Origin of the sequence: Acinetobacter sp. YH12039, assembly GCF_013420015.1 — a bacterium.
GTDB lineage: Bacteria > Pseudomonadota > Gammaproteobacteria > Pseudomonadales > Moraxellaceae > Acinetobacter > Acinetobacter amyesii.
Genome location: NZ_VOZA01000009.1, coordinates 63,557 through 82,208 on the forward strand (window position 1 = coordinate 63,557; position 18,652 = coordinate 82,208).

Consider the following 18,652-nt stretch of genomic DNA (forward strand, 5'->3'; position numbering starts at 1 on the left):
ATCATGAAATCATGCATAAAAAATGTTTTCAGTAGGATTTAAATGTAAAAGCATTGGAAAATAAGTCCAAGTAGGAGTCATTTTGCAGCTTTTTGATTCTCATGATTAAAGAAATGTAGATCCATTCAGCGGATACAGATCCCCAAATTGTCATGTGGATTTGTTACTATGAGTCATGTTTAAAAGTGAATGGAAAATCAGTGCTGCCATTTAAATTATGGGTGGATGCAGATGCGTTACCACGCATTTTACGTGATGTAATTATTCGTGCTTCTGATCGTTACAAGTTAGAAGTCACTTTTGTCGCCAATCAAAATGTTGGGATAACGCCTTCGGTGCGAATTAACTCGATTCAAGTCATGAGTGGGGCAGATGCAGCGGATAAAGAAATTATTCAGCGCATGAAAGAGCACGACATCGTGATGACACAGGATATTCCACTTGCTGCTGAAGTGATTGAGCGGGGCGGTATAGCGATACATCCACGCGGAGAGATTTATACCACAGCAAATGTCAAAGCACGTCTACACTTACGCGACTTTATGGATACTTTACGGGGCGCAGGTGTGCAAACCGGTGGTCCAGCCCCTATTTCAGAACGTGATAAGCGCGAATTTTCTAGTAGCTTAGATCAAACCATTCAAAAGCAAAAACGTAAAACGGCGCAGAAGTAAAAACCATGCCATCTAAAACAAATCTAGCGACGACCTATGCGTTGTTGGTGTTCATTTGGTCGACCACGCCACTTGCCATCGTTTGGAGTGTCAGTGATATCAATGCGTTTTGGGCACTGACATTACGCTTTTTTATCGCATTACCCTTGGCTGTTGCATTATTGTTTATTTTTAAACATAAACTTCCGATGGATAAAACCTCGCTGCACAGTTATTTGGCGGGGGCATTTAGTTTTATTGGTTCTCAGATTTTTACCTATATGGCAACGGCCTATCTCAGCTCAGGCATTATTGCCCTGATGTTTGGTTTGGCACCAATTATGACGGGTCTGATCGGTCGTTTCTTCTTTCATACCTATCTGCATCGCTTGCAATGGATTGGGATGTTGATTGCCGTTTGTGGTTTAGCCATTATTTGCTTAGGCGGCAGTGATCAGCACGTACAGCCTGTTGGTATTGTCTTAATGTTAATGAGCGTATTCGTCTACTGTATGTCGATTTTTTGGGTGAAAAAAGTCAATGCACCTTTGCAGCCTATGTCTCAGGCCACGGGTTCGATTCTTATCTCAGCACTATTTTCTGCCGCGATGCTACCGTTTATTTGGCAGTATGCACCGACACAGATGCCTTCGACCAAAGCACTCATTGGCTTATTTTATGCAGTGATTATGGCTTCATTGATTGCAATGTTTTGTTATTTCAAACTGGTACAAAACATCAAGGCGACAACTTTGTCTTTAACAACGGTACTCACACCCATGCTTGCTATGCTCTTTGGTGCTTTACTGAATGATGAAAAATTATCATTGATGGTTTTACTTGGTGCTGTGATTCTATTATCAGGCTTGTTTGTTTATTTTTATAAAGATTTTCGGGCGAACAGAGAGCTCGCCCACAAATTAAAACATTGATTAAAAATCACTCTTTGTTTTGGGTCAGTGCGATACACTCTGCAAGTTTGACGCGGTCTTGAGGGAGCAGTGTGATAAAATAGGCACCCGTACGGTATAAGTTGCTTTCTTCTTCACGGCTATAAACCACTTGCGCAGTTGCCGCAATATGGAAGAAATTTTCAGGGTGGCTTAAGGTCACATGGATATAAGTACCTTCTTTAATCGCGCGTTCGCTAAAAAAGCTCAAACCAGTCTCTGAGAAATTCACATGCTCAGGCACTGGTAACATGCTTTGTACAATTGCGTCGTATAAAGAACCCGTAATAAGGTTTAACTTTTGGTTAAATAAGGATAAGATTCGAGCAATTTGTTGATCTTTCTCAGCTAATTGTTCTAATTCGTAGTTGAGTGCATGATCAAATTGATCTAATTCAGCAAGTAGTAGAAAATAGCGCGGCAATACAAAATTAGGATCGTAAGGATCATTCAGTGCAACATCATCAGAGATAATCTGATAGTTGATGCGCAAAGCAGCATCGATACGCGACATTACACGGCGTTCAGTTTGAACGCTTTGATGCTGTAAATTTTCCATAATATATTACCTCGGACTAGATGGTTATGTTTAAACCAATCTCGCTGTATATAGGGTTGAGATACACTCGCGCTCGGCGCAGTAACCACTTTATTTCTTTTATTGCTCTGGTATCCATGATCGGCCTCACGCTTGGTGTGGCAGTCCTTATTACAGTTTTATCTGTGATGAATGGTTTCGATCGTGAGCTGAAAACTCGTGTCTTAGGAATGATACCTCAAGCCACTGTTTCTTCAACACAAATTTTAACAAATTGGCCTGAACTTGCAAAAAAAATTGAGCAGCATGAGCATGTTCAAGGGGTCGCACCATTCACCCAATTACAGGGAATGTTGACGGCACAAGGTCAAGTGTCTGGCATTATGGTCAGTGGGATTGAACCGCAGTATGAAAAAAAGGTATCAATTATCCAAGACCATATGGTGGAAGGCAGTATCGATAACCTGAAAAAAGGTGAGTTTGGTATTGTCCTTGGCAAGCAAATGACAGATGCCTTAGGTTTAGGTTTGAATGACAGTGTGACCTTGGTGCTTCCTGAAGCAACACCTTCGCCGGCTGGGGTCGTTCCGCGTTTTAAACGATTTAAAATTGTGGGTATTTTCAGTATTGGTGCAGAAGTTGATTCGATGATGGGCTATATTGCTCTGAACGATGCATCAACTTTATTAAGACTACCAGACGGTGCGCAAGGCATCCGTATGAAGTTGGATGATATTTTTGCAGCGCCACAAGTGTCTCAAGAAATTGTGCGTGATCTACCTGCAAACTTCTATGCTTCTGACTGGACTTATACACACGGCAACCTATTCAGCGCGATTCAAATGGAAAAGGCAATGGTGAGTTTATTGCTGTTCCTGATTGTATTGGTTGCAGCATTTAATATCGTGTCTTCATTGGTGATGGTGGTTACTGATAAAAAATCCGATATTGCCATTTTGCGTACTCTAGGCGCTTCACCGGCTACAATCACGCGGATCTTCATGGTGCAAGGTACAGTGATTGGGGTGATTGGTACGGTGTCTGGGGCGATTTTAGGGATTATCGCTGCATCGAGTATTAGTAATTTAGTCGGTTGGTTGAATACAACATTGGGCTTAAATATGTTTGATGCTTACTTCATCAACTATTTACCGTCTTATTTAAGATGGCAAGATGTTGTGGTGATTGTATCTTTATCATTGGGTCTTAGCTTTATCGCGACTATTTATCCGGCATTACGTGCAGCTAAAGTTCAACCTGCAGAGGCTCTACGCTATGAGTAATTTAGTTTTAGATGCCCAAAACATTACCAAATCTTTTACCGATGGGAAGTCTACAGTCGATGTAATTCGTGGACTTTCATTACAAGTCAAAGCAGGTGAGTTTGTTTCGATTGTGGGGTCAAGTGGCTCTGGTAAAAGTACGTTATTGCATGTATTGGGTGGCTTGGATCGTCCAACATCGGGTCAAGTGTTGATTAATGGTCAACGCTTTGACACTTTAGGTGAAGCAGAGCGTGGTTATATCCGCAATGAGCATTTAGGTTTTGTGTATCAATTCCATCACTTGTTGCCTGAATTTACCGCGTTTGAAAATGTGGCGATGCCATTAATGTTACGGAAGTCGAGTAACTTCAAAGAAGTGAAGCAGCAAGCTGAATATCTTTTGGAACGCGTTGGACTTTCCCACCGCATGACGCACAAACCCGGTGAGCTTTCAGGCGGTGAACGTCAACGTGTGGCTTTGGCTCGTGCATTGGTAGCAAAACCTAAGTTGATGATGGCTGATGAGCCAACAGGGAACTTAGACCGCAAAACCGCGGTGAAGATTTTTGAGTTGCTGTCTGAGTTGCGTAAAGAATTTAACATGGCCATGTTAATCGTGACCCATGATGAATATTTAGCTCAATCTGCTGATGCGATTTTGCATATGCAAGATGGTTTATGGGTAGATGACTAAGCGCTAAATTGATTTCGCAAAAATTAGTGGATTAAGATTGTTTGATTGAAGCTCACCGCGGTGGGCTTTATTATTGCCAGCACATAATAAAAATAATGATGACTTATGTTGCAAAGCTTTTGTATTGGCTGGATTTTAGGCATTTCTTTTATGGGGTTCAGGTTTTGGAATCCACATATTTCGACAGCTCAGTTGCTTTTTATTGTTCTTATTTGGCTAGGTTTACAGCTTTGTATTTCACCAAAACTAAAAAGTATTTTTTTGAAAATCTTACAGCTCAGTACAAATCTTTGCATGGGCGCAATTCTCGGCTTTAGTTTTGCCAATACTCAACTCGATCAGCGTTTGGCATTGGTTGAACATCAGAGCAGACAAGGCGAATTTATTGCGTATATTCCACAGATCAGCCAACTCAAAGACCAAGCAATTCAGCAAAAAATTGAAGTGCTAAATATGAATCAGCAGATTCAATATTTTATGGCGCATTTACCCAATTCAATTTTGCAAAATAATGAACAGACGATTCAGTTGGTCCCTGGACAATACTATCGTATGTATGGTGAGTTAAGACCTACCCAAAGCTATGTGACCGAAGGTGCATTTGACCAAGAAAGGTGGAGTATACAGCAAAATATACATGCCAGTTTAAAGGTGAAGTCGGTTGAATTGATACCACCTCGACATATGACTGCGATGGGCTATGGTCAACAGTATCAACGGCATCAAGGTGTGTTACATCAGTTCAAAATAAAAGTCGAACAACAACGTTTATATTTAAGAGCGTTTATATATCAACAACCGCTGCGGAATCATGGCTTGTTGTTAGCACTGCTTACAGGCGATAAAAGTTTACTCACTGAAGGCACTAGTGAATTATTTCAACGTTTTGGCATGAGTCATTTATTGGCAATCTCTGGTCCGCATGTGTTGGTATTTGCCAGTATGCTCTGTTGGGCGATACAGTTAGCTATTCGAAAATATTGTCCCAAAATCTATCTCAAATGGCCCAAACAGTATGTTTTGGTCGTGCCCTTTATCTTCTGTGTCCTTGTATATTGTGCATTTACCGGTTTTGAAATACCGGCGCTGAGAACGCTGACGATCTGCCTTGTCGCCAGTAGCATGCTGTTGTTACGGCAAACCATTCAGCCTTTTCAACTGCTGGTTTTTAGTGCCGCAATTTTATTGTTAGTGGATCCCTTTAGTATTTTATCCGCGGCATTTTGGTTGTCTTATGGCGCATGCTTTATTTTACTGCGGATTTATCAAACCTTAAGGAAGCATATACTGGCTCAAACAGAAGTCAGTTTTTGGCAAAAGTTAAAACATTCAATGTGGTTGATGGTGGAATCACAATGGAAAATCTTTGTTGCCTTATTTCCATTGATGGTGATTTTTTTCAAGCAAGTCACGTGGATTAGCCCATTAAGTAATTTATTCGCCATCCCGTGGCTAGGGGCAGTGGTGGTTCCTTTAGATATCATCGGAGGGGCACTTTCATATATTTCTACACCTTTGGCGCATTTGGTCTTTTTATTCAATGATCTGTGTTTAGAAGTGTTACATGTATTTCTCTATGGCTTAGATCGACTCTTTGCACCACAAATGCAAGATGTCGCATTGACGTCCACTCAGATCGTACTGTTGATACTCGCCATAGTAATCTTATTTTTACCTGAAGGAATCTTGCCAAAATATTGGGCGGTCATTACCTTTTTTGCTCTGTTTATTCCATGGAAAAATTCAGCAAATTTTCAGCTTTCAATTTTAGATGTGGGACAAGGGCAGGCGATCTATATCCGTTCTGTAGATCATCATATGATGGTGGACTTCGGTGGAAACTATGATGAAAGTCAATTTAGTGTCGGGCAGAATATCATCCGGCCATTTTTGAGTGTGAATGGTGTCCATCGACTAGATCGGGTGTTATTGACTCATTTAGATCAAGACCATAGCGGTGGTTTTTTCTCATTGGAGCAACAGCTTGATATCGGGCAGCTTTCAAGTAATGAGCGAGTACAAACCACGAACCAAGTTCCACAGCGTTTATGTCAGCGTGGTCAGCAGTGGAATTGGGATCAGCAAGTCTATTTTGAAATACTCTCGCCAAAGCCTGAAGATCTGACAAATGCCCAATGGAATGCCAATGAACGCTCTTGTGTACTGTATGTGACGGTCAAAGGCGTCAATGGACCAAGACATTTTCTATTGATGGGGGATGCGGGTTGGGAGACTGAATATCAAATATTACGTGATTATCCAGACCTAAAAGTCGATATTTTGGTACTTGGACATCATGGTAGTCAGCATAGTTCATCCTATGCGTTTTTAAACCATTTTAAGCCCAAGTTGGCGATTGCTTCTGCGGGGCGATTTAATCGTTATGGACATCCTGCAAAGATGACCCAAACACGACTCAAACAATTAGATATTCCACTCTTACAGACCGCACAAAGTGGAAGTATTCATTTCAAGCAAAATAAACAGCAAATCGAGTTGATCGAAGAGCGAACAAAGTATAAATGGCTTGATCTATATCGCAGCCTATCAAAAGAATCCGAATAGAGAAACTCGCTCAAGGGCAAGGCGTGAAGATGTTATTCAGCCACTGTCATTGTTTGCTGTTGTTGATATTCCTCACGAATATCGTGGATGCGTTGAGCAGCCTCTTCATCACTAATATTGTATAGATTTCTCAATTTTGGATTGGCTTTAAAGCGTTTATAGCTCCAGTGATAATGCTCTGGGTAACGATGGATTAAATCTTCCACTGCTTTAAAGATAACCATCGAGCCATCATCTGCATTACCTTGATAAATATTGTCATCGATAGGTTCGATATGCATATCAAAACCATGATTATCGTTACGAATGGCATATAGTAAGAGCGCACGTGCTTTGGTTTTTTGAATTAGTTTTGCACTTAAGTTGCTGGTTTTTAATGGGATGCCAAAATAAGGGATCATTTCGCCGCCGGCATTGGGCGTATGGTCTGGCAAGATTACAGTCGTCCCACCTTGTTTTAAGGCTTTGAAAATTTGACGTACACCTGATTCATCCGTAGGAACCAATGTTGCTTGCTCGCGGCTTCGTGCAGCACGGACAAAATTGTTGGCAGATTCACTTTTTACCGGCTTGTACATGATGGTCATTTGAGTGTACTGCGCAACCCATGCATTCATGATTTCCCATGTGCCAAAATGCGGTACCACGAGGACAACGCCTTTTTGTAGGGCGAGCGCTTCATGTAAATATTCAGCGCCATGTACGTGATGAATTCGTTGAATATTTTTTTCTGTACTTGCACCCCAAATGTTAAAAAATTCAAAATAAGAACAAAGTTCGTTTCGAATCGCTTGTTTAGTGAGTTGAATGCGAGCTGACTCTGATAATTCAGGCAATGCAATTTTAAGATTGCGTTGAATCGTAGAGTAGGTTTTAGAGATTTTTAAAACATTGACTAACCCAGCCAAACCTTTTGCAATTAATCTAGAAATTTGAATAGGTTGACGGCTGATAAATTTTAACAGGTGATATGTGGTGTCCTGTGAATTTTGGTCGGTCATCTTGTTTAAGTCTGATACAAATGAAAGAAAATTTAAAATAATTATAGGGGAAAATGAATTGATTAGACAGTTATAGCGATTAGCGTGTATATAATGACTACAAATTAACGATTAACTAGGTTTTTTTTATGTCCGAATGGCCACCAAAACCTGAAGAAAAACAGCAAAGTTCTTCAAACAATATCCAGCAGCCAACTGGAAATGAATGGAAAATATTAGAAAAAGCCGTGCTTTCTTCCGTTGAGGAACAACGTAGAGCACGTAGATGGGGTATATTTTTTAAATTTTTAACCTTTGCTTATTTGCTATTTATTATCATTGCGATGGCAAAAAGTTGCAGCATGTCATCATCAGATCCTGCAGCAACAGTGGGCTCACATATTGCCGTGGTTGATATCATTGGGACCATTGCAGCGGACAAGCAAAGTGTAAACAGTGCAAATACCATCAAAGCTTTGAAAAAAGCCTATGAAAATAAACAAAGCAAAGCGGTTGTTTTAAATATTAACTCACCGGGCGGTTCACCTGTTCAGTCTGATGAAATTTGGCAAGAAATTCAGTACTTGAAAAAAGCCCATACCGATAAAAAACTGTATGCCATTATTGGTGATACTGGTGCTTCAGGTGCGTACTATATTGCGTCTGCCGCAGATGAAATTATTGTCAACCCTTCAAGTTTAGTGGGTTCAATTGGCGTGATTATGCCGAATTATGGTGTTAGTGGTTTGATGCAAAAGTTCGGTGTAGAAGATCGCACCATGACTTCGGGTGAGAACAAAGCGATTTTATCCATGACTCAACCTGTCGATGCTGCACAAAAAGCACATGTTCAAGGTGTACTCGATAACGTTCATGCGCATTTCATTAATGCCGTGAAAGAAGGTCGCGGTAAGAAATTAAAATCAAATGATCCGGCTATTTTCTCAGGTTTATTTTGGACAGGTGATCAGGCTGTGAAGCTGGGTATTGCTGACCGTACAGGTAGTTTAAATAGCCTGAAACGTGAATTGAAAACTGAAAAAGCCGTAAACTACACCATTGAAAATAGTCCATTTGATTCTGTGCTAGGTCGTATGGGAAGTTCATTTGGTCAAGGTTTGGCAAGTGCATTGTCACAACAGGTTCAATCTGAAAACAGCACGAAGTTACAATGAAACCGTTAATTCATTTTGCGCACGCCAATGGCGTGCCATCACAGGTTTATCAAAAATTGTTTGATTTACTGAGTGATGAATATGATGTGATCTATGTGCCGTTACTTGGGCCAGATAAGCGTTACCCAATCGATAACCATTGGAAAAGCTTAACACAGCAGGTAATAGACAGTATTGTACGTCAGGCCAATGGTCGTAAGGTGATTGGATTAGGTCACTCATTAGGTTCGGTTTTAACATTTCAGGCTGCGTTACAACGCCCAGAATTGTTTGAACAAGTGTTAATGATTGATCCGCCTATGATCATGGGTAAAGAGTCTTTTGCTTTGCACATTGCAAAACTCCTCAAACTTAAAGTCCTCGATAAAATGTCGCCCGCAGGCTTGTCGAAACGTCGTCGTGATCATTGGGACAGTCGTGAACAAGCAGCGGAGCTTTTAAGGCCGAAAGGTTTTTATAAAGATTTCGATCCAGACTGTTATCAAGCTTATATTGATTATGCATTGATGGACGATAAACTGCGTGGTGGGGTGGAATTAACGATTTCACGTGATGATGAGGTTCATATTTTTCGAACCAATCCTTCACTGTGGTGGTTACCTCAGACTCAACCACAAGTGCCTGTGCAGCAGTTAATTGCAGAGCAGGGGCCATTTTTGGCACGTCACTTTCCACAAAAGGTTGAGAAAAAATTTGGGATTCCATTTAAAGTTGCTGCGGGGAGTCATATGTTTCCCTTGGAACATCCTGTGGAAACTGTTGAATTGATCAAAAATTTACTTAAATTGTCTAAGCGTCATCATTGAACCTTAAAAACGACAACACAAAAAAGCACTCTATAGAGTGCTTTTTTTATGAATGAAACATTCTACTTTCTACTTTTGAGATTTATTTCGCATTTTCAAATTGTAAAACAACTTTGTTGTTGGCATCTAAAAATTTCAAATGATCTTTAGAGGCATCATAATGAGTAACTTGGCTCAATGCCTGCGAAAAATGTTGAGGAATATTTGTCGCAGTCAAACACGCTCTTTGTGTTGTAGCAAGGTTTGAAAATTGGATTTTTGTTTTTTGCACAGCGTAACCGCCCATGAATTGATTACAACCATCAGAACCACTTACACGAGTATCGTCGAAAGTGATGGTGGGTACGTTCGAATTGTTAGGGTCAGCTTCAAGCTTAACGCCTTGAATTTCACTCGCAACCCAATTTTTGTTTTGTAATTTATCTAAATTACGATCAGTAGCCGGATTTGATGTCGTAGCACAACCAATCATACCCAGTGTTATACATGCACAAGTCGCCAGTGTGATGGATTTTAACATGTGATTTTCTCCACTTTTGTTTGAAGGATGTAATATTTCTAGATTTATAAGGTTTACTAATTGCAATATAAGCTTATTATTTTAATGATGCTAAAAGCTTTAATTTAACTAAAAACTACATATTGATCATAAAGTTGAACATTCTGCAAAAATGGATTTTAGATTTTAGATTTTAGATTTTAGATTTTAGATTTTAGTAATAAATAGAGTTTTATTTGGCACTGAAAAAACAAAACGCACCCTAAGATGCGTTGATTGTTAAATTATACAGATGCTTAGAACTTACAGAATTGAACAGGTTGTTGCAAAGGCTCACCACGATATAAAACACCGTTTTCAGTGTGTTGAATGGTGCCATTACAAATCCATTCTGCGACTTGAGGATAAATCACATGCTCAAGCACGTGAACGCGATTTGCCAGACTTTCAGCATGATCATGCACATTGACTTTAAGCACACCTTGAGCAAGCGCTTGGCCGGCATCTAGCTCTGCAGTCACATAGTGAACTGTACAGCCATGGAAGACATCACCAGTGTTTAACACACGTTGATGAGTATGCATGCCTTTATAATTTGGCAGCAGAGAAGGGTGGATGTTAATCATTTTCCCTTCCCATGCTTTGACAAATTTTGGGCTTAAAATGCGCATAAAGCCTGCCAAAATCACCAAGTCAACATCCCAGTCGAGCAGTTGTTGATGCATCACATCATCAAAAGCTTCACGACTTGGATATTGTTTGTGTTCAATGACTGCAGTTGCAATCTTTGCTTTTTCTGCACGTTGCAGTGCAAAAGCATCAGGTTTATTGGAAATTACCCCAACGATTTGACCTGATAGATTGGCATCGATCAGGGCTTGCAGGTTAGATCCGCTGCCTGAAACAAGTACAGCAATTTTAATCATGAACGTTGCTTATGCGAAAACTACACGGATTTTTTCGTCAGCGCCTTCAACAGATTCAGCATTGTCTGCAATGTGACCCATTGTGAATGCTTTTTCGCCAAGGCTGTTGAGTAATTCAACAGTTTTGTCAGCATCTGCTGCATCAACTACGAGAACCATACCTACGCCACAGTTAAATGTGCGGTACATTTCAAATTGTTCAACACCACCTTCTTTTTGAAGTAGTTTGAACAATTCTGGCCATTCCCAAGATGCTTCATTCACTACCGCTTGAGCACCATTTGGCAGTACGCGAGGTAAGTTACCCGGTAAACCACCACCAGTGATGTGTGCCATTGCGTGTACATCCACTTCTTTCAATAACTGAAGTATTGGTTTTACATAAATACGAGTTGGTTCCATTGCTGTATCGGCAAGTGGACGACCATCAACGATTTGAGTAAGGTCAACGTTTTTCACATCTAAAATTTTACGAAGAAGTGAGTAACCATTTGAGTGTGCGCCAGAAGATGCAACACCAACTAAAACGTCACCCGCTTTAACTTTAGAGCCATCAATAATTTTGCTTTGCTCAACTACACCTACGCAGAAACCTGCAAGGTCGTAGTCTTCGCCTTCATACATACCTGGCATTTCAGCAGTTTCACCGCCAACCAATGCACAGCCTGCAAGTTCACAACCCGCACCGATACCAGTCACAACATTTGCTGCAACGTCAACGTTGAGGTGGCCAGTTGCATAGTAGTCAAGGAAGAACAGTGGTTCAGCACCACATACGAGAAGATCGTTTACGCACATTGCAACCAAGTCTTGACCAATTGTGTCATGACGGTTCAAATTCAATGCTAAACGTAATTTTGTACCAACACCATCTGTGCCAGATACGAGAACAGGTTCTTCATAACCTTTAGGAATTTTACAAAGAGCGCCGAAGCCGCCTAGACCGCCCATTACTTCAGGACGTGCAGTACGTTTCGCGACAGATTTGATACGATCGACTAACGCGTCGCCCGCTTCAATGTCGACACCTGCATCTTTGTAGCTTAAACCAGTGTTTGGGGTAGAAGTTGAGTTGCTCATAATGAAGTCTCCGCATTCGCGCGGGGATTATAACCTGAATATGCAAAACTCTTATGCTATTTCGCACTAAAATGTTATCTTTATTAAAATATTTTCTTTTCTATAACGATTACATTGAAAAAAGGTGACTTTATATGGGTGATCGCACCTTGCGCCGAATTTTTATTCTTGCTGGGATAGCATTGATCCTATGGGTTTTATACTTATTAAAGCCTGTAGTTGTTCCTTTTATCGGCGCATTTCTAATTGCATATTTATTTAGCCCTTTAGTCGATAAATTACATAAAATTGGTTTGCCGCGCTGGTTATCCATCAGTTTGGTCTTTATTGGAATTGGTGTTGCTATATTCCTTGCAATGTGGTTCCTCTTACCACTGGTATGGGAACAGTTGATGTATGCGAAAAACAATATTCCAAGCAATATTCATTGGGTCAACTATACATTCCTGCCGTGGTTATCAGAGACATTTAATCTTGTACCGATGGAAATTGATACAGAGCAAATGTCAGCAGCGATCATGGAGTATATTCAAACCAACTATAGTGCAGACAGTATCCAAGCCATGTTGTTAAAAGTGGCACAATCGGGTCTGAATTTCATACAGATTGGTGGCACGATTGTCTTAATTCCAATCATAGCTTTCTATTTCTTATTAGATTGGGAACGAATGTTAGAAAACATGCGTCGACTTATTCCACGTAAATATGAAAAAAGCACGCTCACAATCGTGGGCGAATGTCATGAAGTTTTAGGTGCATTTGTAAAAGGCCAATTCTTGGTAATGTTCTTATTGGGTGTTGTTTATGCGGTTGGACTCCAATTAGTCGGTATTGAGGTTGGCATCATCATTGGGATGATTGCGGGTCTAGCCAGTATTATTCCGTATTTGGGTTTTGCGGTAGGTATTATTTCGGCAATTGTGGCTTGCCTGTTCCAATTCGGTTTGGATTGGGTGCATTTGGCCTTAGTACTGGTGGTATTCATGGTAGGGCAGGCGATAGAAGGTTATATTTTACAGCCTTTCTTATTAGGCGACAAAATTGGTTTGTCTCCTGTGGCAGTGGTATTTGCAGTCCTTGCAGGCGCGCAATTGGCAGGACTCCTCGGAATGCTCATTGCACTACCCGTTGCAGCGATTATTGTGGTCTTATTACGTCATGCACGCGAAAATTACGAGAAAAGTAATTTATACCGAAATGATGTACTTGTCGTAAATGATGCTGCAAGTGGCACTTTAAACATAGAAACCAATCAAGTTGCTGTCGATATTGAGCTCAAAAATCAGTCTGCAAATTCGCTGCAAGATCCTGAAATTTCGAGTAACATTGAAAGATCAGAACATAAAGATTGATAAGGCCAAAATATAGATATGCGTCAATTGCAGCTAGATATAGAACCACAACTCGATGCCCGAATTAGTGATTTTTCTGGGCCGAGTTGGGGGCATGTAATCGATGGTGTTCGTCAGTTACATGCTGGTTTAATGAATCGTTTCTATATCTATGGTGGAGCTGGCACAGGAAAAAGCCATTTACTGTCTGCAATATGTGACTCCTATTTAGAAATTGGCAAATCAGCAATTCAAGTTTCATTGCTTGAATTGCTCGATGCGCCAACTGAAGCGATTACTTCGCTTGATCGCTATGATTTGGTGGCTTTAGATGATATTGAAGCCATCAGTGGAGTTCCACATTGGCAAAAAGCTGTTTTTCACCTGATTAACTATAATAACGAAGAAGGTGGTCAATTGGTCTTTTCATCTCGACTAGCGCCAATTGAACTCAAACTTGAACTGCCAGACCTACAGTCTAGATTAACTCAGGCTGTTAGTGTGAAAGTGCCGAATGGTAGCTTATACGCAGACCGTCAAGCGCTCGTGAACTCTGTTTTAGCGCGACGTGGCATCCATATGGATCAACAAATTGTGGATTATTTGTTGGCACATGGGCCGCATCAGGCGTCTATTTTACTTCGCTCTTTAGAACAACTTATTCAGATGTTAAAAGGTGAAAAAGTCAAATTGAGTCATGCCAATTTAAGACAAATTTTTGCCCTAATTGATGAATATCGGTAAGCAATAAAAATTCTTGAGTAATTACTCAAGCTGTGACAAAGTACATAAAAATATTTTAATGTTGCAAGGATTGTGCAACTTAAGAATAAAAAGATAAAAAATATTTAAGGAGATGGATATGCTCAAACAGAGCATAGGCATTGGCATGCTTCTCATGGCAGGTCATGCATTTAGCGCAGAAATTACCGTTACAACCACTGAAGATGTTGTAAAGGATGACAAGGAATGTTCACTTCGTGAAGCCATAGAATATATCAATAATGGTATGCCAGAAGCCGGATATAATGGTTGCGGGGGGAAAGACGCCTATGCCTCAATTTCTCTGAAAAAAAATGAAGTTTATAAACTCACTAAAAAAATTGATATTAAAGCAGAACTGAATCTGAAAACGGCGTATGACAGTAACGTCAATGAAGATGTCGTACTCGGTCTTAATAATGCCGTCATTGAAATGACCGGTAAGGATCAAATTTTTAATATTAATGACGGCGAAAAAGAACTAATTGCGATCAATTTTAAAGAAATTTCATTTAAAGGATGTAAGCAAGATCAGTGCGCTGATAAAGGCGGCATCCTTTTTAATAATGAAAAACTCACACTTGAAAATGTAAAGTTTGAAGATGGTAATGCACGACTTGGTGGTGCAATCTACAATGTTGGATTCTCAGAAGATGGCGCAGCTGTAGCAAGCCGTCTGTATATGCGAACCACGATTTTTCAAAACAACAAAGCGGTAGATGGTGGTGCAATTTACTCAGAAGCACCGGCTTATGAAATCTATACATCTTTGTTCAAAAATAATGAAAGCACTTCTGGTCGAGCGATTGTTTACAATCAAAATGGGCTCGCAGACATCAGCAAGTTGGTGTTCAGTAACCCTCAAAATATCATTGCCAATAGTACCTTTTTCAAAAACAAAGGTTTTGCTGTCAACTTACGTGATGGTTTAGCACTCAATAATATTACAGTACTGAAGAACAGTGGCGGTATCGAACTAAATAGTACCTCTGAGCATGCTTATTTAGCCAATAGTGTGGTGATTGGTAATGCGCTCAGTGGTACCGCTCAAGATTGTAAAGTCGTGAACTCAGGAACAGACCAATCTGTTTTTTATAACAACTTAGTGGCTGCGAGTTGTCCTGTTGGGCCTGCTGCAAATTTAAATGATGTATGGTCTGGGACGAGTTTAATTGCGGGTGAAGATGAAGGTAGCTGTAAAACCTTAACAGAAGATCGTAATGCACTTTTCTGTCCATTTACCACAGCAAATAACGCATTTATTGGTTATTTACGTCCTCGTATTTTATTAGATTACGAAACGATTTTCTCAAGCCCGATATTAAATAAGGGGAAGACCACAGCAGATGGCAATGAGCATCATGTGTATTGTGAGTCTTCTGATCAGCGTGGAAAAAATCGTAATTTGGATGATGTTTGGTGTGATCGTGGGGCTATAGAAATTGTGGTTCCTGTGAGCATGCCTCGATTAGGTAAAGACATTCGTACAGGTGAAGTGGCCAAGTTTAATATTTTAGATGCATTAGGTGACAGTGATTTAATTCCAAAAGAAGAATGTACAAAAGTGATGGGTATGGCAAATTCAACGGGTGAGCCATGGCAAGATGGTTGCCCAATAATTGTACAAAGCACCGAATCTAAAGGTAAATTTACACTGAATTTGAATGGTGATTTTGAATACACGCCAAATGGAAATTGGCATGGCGCAGATATTTTTGAATTGCGTGTGGTGACGTCTTCAACCCGTTTTAATACTTCGGCAAAAAATTATTTAGCTGCAGAAGTGCGTATTTTCCAAGAACCAAACAATGAAATGGAAAGTAAAACCGTTAAAACTTCGGGTGGTGCTCTAGGCTGGGCGAGTATTTTTGCGCTGCTTGGCTTAGTTGGATTTCGTCGCTTTAAAAAATAGTCTGGATAGAATTAAGGACAGCACATGAAAAATTATAAAAAAGGATTGCTGGCGGTCATGGTCCTTGCGGCTATGTCATCTATGGCAGCGACAAGTAACATCATCAAAGTTACGACCTTTGATGATGAAAATGGTGAAAATCTCAATCAATGTTCTTTACGTGAAGCGATTGAAACTGCACGTAAAAACAAATCTTTTGGTGGATGTAATGTCGGTAATCCAAATAATGGGCAGACCGATTATATTCAACTTGAAGCAGGTGAATATCTTCTGACCAAAGGTGAGTTAGTTCCTCTAAATCAGATCGTGATAGAGGGGAAAAGTCGCTTTAACTATGATTCAAAAAATTTACTGACGCAGAAATTTCCTGCCTATGAATATATTAGAACGACGATTAATGCCCAAGGCAAATCGCGTATTTTTAATACTTCACGCTCAGAAGCCAACTTTATCGTCAATAATGTACGCCTTACTGGCGGGATGGCAGAAGACCGTGGTGGTGCCTTGTATTTAGGGGGAGCATTTACCTTAAATAATGGTGCAATAGAAAACTCTCAGGCCAAAGTTGCTGGCGGTGCGATCTACTCCGTTGCGCATAATATGTCGAAAAAAACATTATTGGTGAGCAGTTTAGTTCAGGGTAACGTCGCACCTAAAGGTAGTGTGGTAGCTATGGACTGTATCGGCAACTTGGGGGATACCCAGCCTGAAATTGTGTTCCAGCAAAGCAGTATTATTCAAAATGGTTCATCGACGAGCAATAGTGTGATGGACTTCTGTGGAAATGCCAAAGTTGAACTGACAGCAAATACGATTGCAAAAAACCAAGCAAATCCAAATACGGGTAGTATTATCCGTGCCATTTCTCAGGGAACGGAACGTTTAAGTGCTTTTTCTAGCTTCGTTTTAACCAGTAATACAATAGTCGAGAACAATGCGGCTAGTACCTATTATTATGATAACAATGGTACAAAGGCTTGGTATTTCAATGTATTGGCCTACAATACTGGTGGGAAATCTTGTCGTTATCTCAATAACGCTGTACCTGATAATAGTCAAAAATTTGTTGCAAGTAATAACGCTTTTGAACTGGCAGCCGCACAGTGTGATTTACCCGAAAGTGTGCTGAATAGTACGGAAAGCTTTCTGCAAAACCATGACGTAAGTAGCTATGCTATGGGCACTTTATTAAGCGCCCTACAAACAAAATCTGCTTATAACTTGTATTTACCTTTGTATTACCCGAAAGCAATCGGCAGCGGTTTTGACTTGATCAATCTTGGCTTAGAAGGTTGTAGTGATGCGGATCAACGGGGTATTTTGCGGATCACAGATGGTACTTTACAGTTATCACCTACGCAAAGAAACACATGTGATATTGGTTCGGTTGAGTTAATGAATTTAACCGCAGCAGATATGGCAGATATTACCAATGAGTCTTTAACAGCTCTGCAAGATAAGTATCAAAATACAATTGATGCTTTGAAAAAGGATATCGATGATCCTGATTATGCAGAATACAAAGTTGCCAATCAGGATGATTTAACAAAGTACGAAGCGGTATTCAGTGCATTAAAAAATAACCTTAAATATCGTGCGGTTTATTTTGATCCATTCCCAGCATCATTACCTCAAGAAGAGTCTGTGAATGGAAGTGCTGAAACACGACAAATCGCCTTAAATGCTGACAACTATACCGTGACGACTTCACCAATCGGCATTGGTAGTGAAATTACGGTGTCTAGTACAGGCGAAGCAAGTATTGTGGGTAATCCACCACATGACCTGCACTGTGATTGGGATGCTGGAATAAAACAAATCGTTATATATCGCACCAGTGGGGTAACAACAGCGCCTACCGAATACGGTTTTTGTAAATATACGCTAAAACAAAAGACAGGGAGTCAGGCGGAATCCTCTGGTGTGGTCCGTGTGGCATTTAAAAATATGACCCCAGTGGCCAAAGCTGCTCAATATACGATTAGTCCGTCAAATAATTTGTCTGTTACCGTCAATAATTTATTAGAAAATGCTAATGATGATGGTGATGGTCCAGTTGCATCTATGCCAGCGGGTAAATCGGTATGGCATAAAAATGAAGAAGGCCAAATTATTCCAATTCGTTTTACGAAAATCCCAGCAGGTTTAAACTTTGAAGCTGAGTATAGTGGTAGCTGTCCAGCAAGTTATTTAAAGGAAACCTGCTACGGTGGCAAAATCACCTTCTCTGTAAAAAATGGCTTTAGTCAGTTTGACTATCCTGTTGAATATAGTGTTGTCGATAGTGACGGCATTGCATCAAGTAATGCAATTCTGACCCTTAAGAATACCGCGAAAAATACCAACTCTTCTTCTAGCGGCGGTGGCTCAATGGGAGTATTTGGACTGTTGGCATTGATTGGTTTAGGTGTGTATCGTCAGCGTCGGTTGAGCAAGTAATACAATAAAAAAAGCCTCGATAAGAGGCTTTTTTTATGGCTTAGCTAATGTAATGGATTTGATTTTCACAGCATACT

The 18,652-nt window shown here is 40.3% G+C and carries 16 protein-coding genes; 11 read left to right on the forward strand and 5 right to left on the reverse strand.

The genetic code is table 11. The features are described 5' to 3' along the window. Window positions 1–152: 152 nt before the first annotated feature. On the forward strand, window positions 153–674 hold the full coding sequence (locus FTT98_RS06020) for a YaiI/YqxD family protein (RefSeq protein ID WP_180177154.1): 522 nt from the start codon (window positions 153–155) through the stop codon (window positions 672–674). Between the two features lie 5 nt (window positions 675–679). Then, window positions 680–1,585, forward strand: a complete 906-nt coding sequence (locus FTT98_RS06025) for a DMT family transporter (RefSeq protein WP_168378072.1) — start codon at window positions 680–682, stop codon at window positions 1,583–1,585. A gap of 7 nt (window positions 1,586–1,592) precedes the next feature. On the opposite strand, the gene FTT98_RS06030 is transcribed toward FTT98_RS06025, so the two are convergent. Continuing rightward, window positions 1,593–2,162 (reverse strand): PilZ domain-containing protein, encoded by a 570-nt coding sequence (locus FTT98_RS06030; RefSeq protein ID WP_078192054.1) that lies wholly within the window; start codon window positions 2,160–2,162, stop codon window positions 1,593–1,595. Window positions 2,163–2,188: 26 nt separating this feature from the next. Between FTT98_RS06030 and FTT98_RS06035 the strand changes: the two genes are divergently transcribed. The 3 genes from FTT98_RS06035 (at window position 2,189) to FTT98_RS06045 (ending at window position 6,665) form a co-directional block, all read left to right on the forward strand. Further along, a complete protein-coding gene (locus tag FTT98_RS06035) occupies window positions 2,189–3,424 on the forward strand; it encodes a lipoprotein-releasing ABC transporter permease subunit (RefSeq protein ID WP_180048730.1) in 1,236 nt (411 codons plus the stop codon). After that, window positions 3,417–4,100: a lipoprotein-releasing ABC transporter ATP-binding protein LolD gene (lolD, locus tag FTT98_RS06040; protein ID WP_111883937.1), complete on the forward strand. Its 684-nt coding sequence runs from the start codon at window positions 3,417–3,419 to the stop codon at window positions 4,098–4,100. The genes FTT98_RS06035 and lolD overlap by 8 nt, the downstream gene beginning before the upstream one ends. Before the next feature lie 105 nt (window positions 4,101–4,205). Next, window positions 4,206–6,665: a DNA internalization-related competence protein ComEC/Rec2 gene (locus FTT98_RS06045; RefSeq protein WP_180177155.1), complete on the forward strand. Its 2,460-nt coding sequence runs from the start codon at window positions 4,206–4,208 to the stop codon at window positions 6,663–6,665. A gap of 32 nt (window positions 6,666–6,697) precedes the next feature. On the opposite strand, the gene FTT98_RS06050 is transcribed toward FTT98_RS06045, so the two are convergent. Then, window positions 6,698–7,666, reverse strand: coding sequence for a lysophospholipid acyltransferase family protein (locus FTT98_RS06050; RefSeq protein WP_180177156.1), 969 nt, complete (start codon window positions 7,664–7,666; stop codon window positions 6,698–6,700). Window positions 7,667–7,794: 128 nt separating this feature from the next. Here FTT98_RS06050 and sppA point away from each other — a divergent pair, with 128 nt between their 5' ends. Next, window positions 7,795–8,820 (forward strand): signal peptide peptidase SppA, encoded by a 1,026-nt coding sequence (gene sppA / locus FTT98_RS06055; protein WP_180170269.1) that lies wholly within the window; start codon window positions 7,795–7,797, stop codon window positions 8,818–8,820. After that, window positions 8,817–9,626, forward strand: a complete 810-nt coding sequence (locus FTT98_RS06060) for an alpha/beta fold hydrolase (RefSeq protein ID WP_180177157.1) — start codon at window positions 8,817–8,819, stop codon at window positions 9,624–9,626. Before sppA ends, FTT98_RS06060 begins: the two co-directional genes overlap by 4 nt. A gap of 82 nt (window positions 9,627–9,708) precedes the next feature. On the opposite strand, the gene FTT98_RS06065 is transcribed toward FTT98_RS06060, so the two are convergent. The 3 genes from FTT98_RS06065 to purM all read right to left on the reverse strand — a co-directional run bounded on the left by FTT98_RS06065 (window position 9,709) and on the right by purM (window position 12,131). Then, on the reverse strand, window positions 9,709–10,146 hold the full coding sequence (locus tag FTT98_RS06065; RefSeq protein WP_180177158.1) for an META domain-containing protein: 438 nt from the start codon (window positions 10,144–10,146) through the stop codon (window positions 9,709–9,711). Window positions 10,147–10,421: 275 nt separating this feature from the next. Then, the gene (purN, locus tag FTT98_RS06070) at window positions 10,422–11,051 is read right to left on the reverse strand and encodes a phosphoribosylglycinamide formyltransferase (protein WP_180177159.1); all 630 of its coding nucleotides are present in this window, start codon (window positions 11,049–11,051) and stop codon (window positions 10,422–10,424) included. Window positions 11,052–11,060: 9 nt separating this feature from the next. Then, the gene (gene purM / locus FTT98_RS06075; RefSeq protein ID WP_078190382.1) at window positions 11,061–12,131 is read right to left on the reverse strand and encodes a phosphoribosylformylglycinamidine cyclo-ligase; all 1,071 of its coding nucleotides are present in this window, start codon (window positions 12,129–12,131) and stop codon (window positions 11,061–11,063) included. Window positions 12,132–12,265: 134 nt separating this feature from the next. On the opposite strand from purM, the gene cxpE reads away from it, so the two are divergent. The 4 genes from cxpE (at window position 12,266) to FTT98_RS06095 (ending at window position 18,575) form a co-directional block, all read left to right on the forward strand. Next, window positions 12,266–13,483 (forward strand): chloramphenicol efflux transporter CxpE, encoded by a 1,218-nt coding sequence (cxpE, locus tag FTT98_RS06080; protein ID WP_180177160.1) that lies wholly within the window; start codon window positions 12,266–12,268, stop codon window positions 13,481–13,483. A gap of 18 nt (window positions 13,484–13,501) precedes the next feature. After that, window positions 13,502–14,206, forward strand: a complete 705-nt coding sequence (gene hda, locus FTT98_RS06085) for a DnaA regulatory inactivator Hda (RefSeq protein ID WP_078190380.1) — start codon at window positions 13,502–13,504, stop codon at window positions 14,204–14,206. A 118-nt stretch (window positions 14,207–14,324) separates the two neighbouring features. Next, the gene (gene rbtA, locus FTT98_RS06090; RefSeq protein ID WP_180177161.1) at window positions 14,325–16,136 is read left to right on the forward strand and encodes a rhombotarget A; all 1,812 of its coding nucleotides are present in this window, start codon (window positions 14,325–14,327) and stop codon (window positions 16,134–16,136) included. A 24-nt stretch (window positions 16,137–16,160) separates the two neighbouring features. Continuing rightward, window positions 16,161–18,575 carry a CSLREA domain-containing protein gene (locus tag FTT98_RS06095; RefSeq protein WP_180177165.1) on the forward strand — a complete coding sequence of 805 codons (2,415 nt, stop codon included), beginning with the start codon at window positions 16,161–16,163 and terminating at the stop codon, window positions 18,573–18,575. The last annotated feature ends 77 nt before the right edge of the window (window positions 18,576–18,652 follow it).

Coding starts and splice junctions, on each gene's coding strand:
- FTT98_RS06030 (WP_078192054.1), bottom strand. CDS start 2,162: ATGGAAAATTTACAGCATCAAAGCGTTCAAACTGAACGCCGTGTAATG.
- lolD (WP_111883937.1), top strand. CDS start 3,417: ATGAGTAATTTAGTTTTAGATGCCCAAAACATTACCAAATCTTTTACC.
- FTT98_RS06025 (WP_168378072.1), top strand. CDS start 680: ATGCCATCTAAAACAAATCTAGCGACGACCTATGCGTTGTTGGTGTTC.
- FTT98_RS06065 (WP_180177158.1), bottom strand. CDS start 10,146: ATGTTAAAATCCATCACACTGGCGACTTGTGCATGTATAACACTGGGT.
- hda (WP_078190380.1), top strand. CDS start 13,502: ATGCGTCAATTGCAGCTAGATATAGAACCACAACTCGATGCCCGAATT.
- FTT98_RS06045 (WP_180177155.1), top strand. CDS start 4,206: ATGTTGCAAAGCTTTTGTATTGGCTGGATTTTAGGCATTTCTTTTATG.
- purM (WP_078190382.1), bottom strand. CDS start 12,131: ATGAGCAACTCAACTTCTACCCCAAACACTGGTTTAAGCTACAAAGAT.
- purN (WP_180177159.1), bottom strand. CDS start 11,051: ATGATTAAAATTGCTGTACTTGTTTCAGGCAGCGGATCTAACCTGCAA.
- FTT98_RS06060 (WP_180177157.1), top strand. CDS start 8,817: ATGAAACCGTTAATTCATTTTGCGCACGCCAATGGCGTGCCATCACAG.
- FTT98_RS06050 (WP_180177156.1), bottom strand. CDS start 7,666: ATGACCGACCAAAATTCACAGGACACCACATATCACCTGTTAAAATTT.
- rbtA (WP_180177161.1), top strand. CDS start 14,325: ATGCTCAAACAGAGCATAGGCATTGGCATGCTTCTCATGGCAGGTCAT.
- FTT98_RS06020 (WP_180177154.1), top strand. CDS start 153: ATGTGGATTTGTTACTATGAGTCATGTTTAAAAGTGAATGGAAAATCA.
- FTT98_RS06095 (WP_180177165.1), top strand. CDS start 16,161: ATGAAAAATTATAAAAAAGGATTGCTGGCGGTCATGGTCCTTGCGGCT.
- cxpE (WP_180177160.1), top strand. CDS start 12,266: ATGGGTGATCGCACCTTGCGCCGAATTTTTATTCTTGCTGGGATAGCA.
- sppA (WP_180170269.1), top strand. CDS start 7,795: ATGTCCGAATGGCCACCAAAACCTGAAGAAAAACAGCAAAGTTCTTCA.
- FTT98_RS06035 (WP_180048730.1), top strand. CDS start 2,189: ATGTTTAAACCAATCTCGCTGTATATAGGGTTGAGATACACTCGCGCT.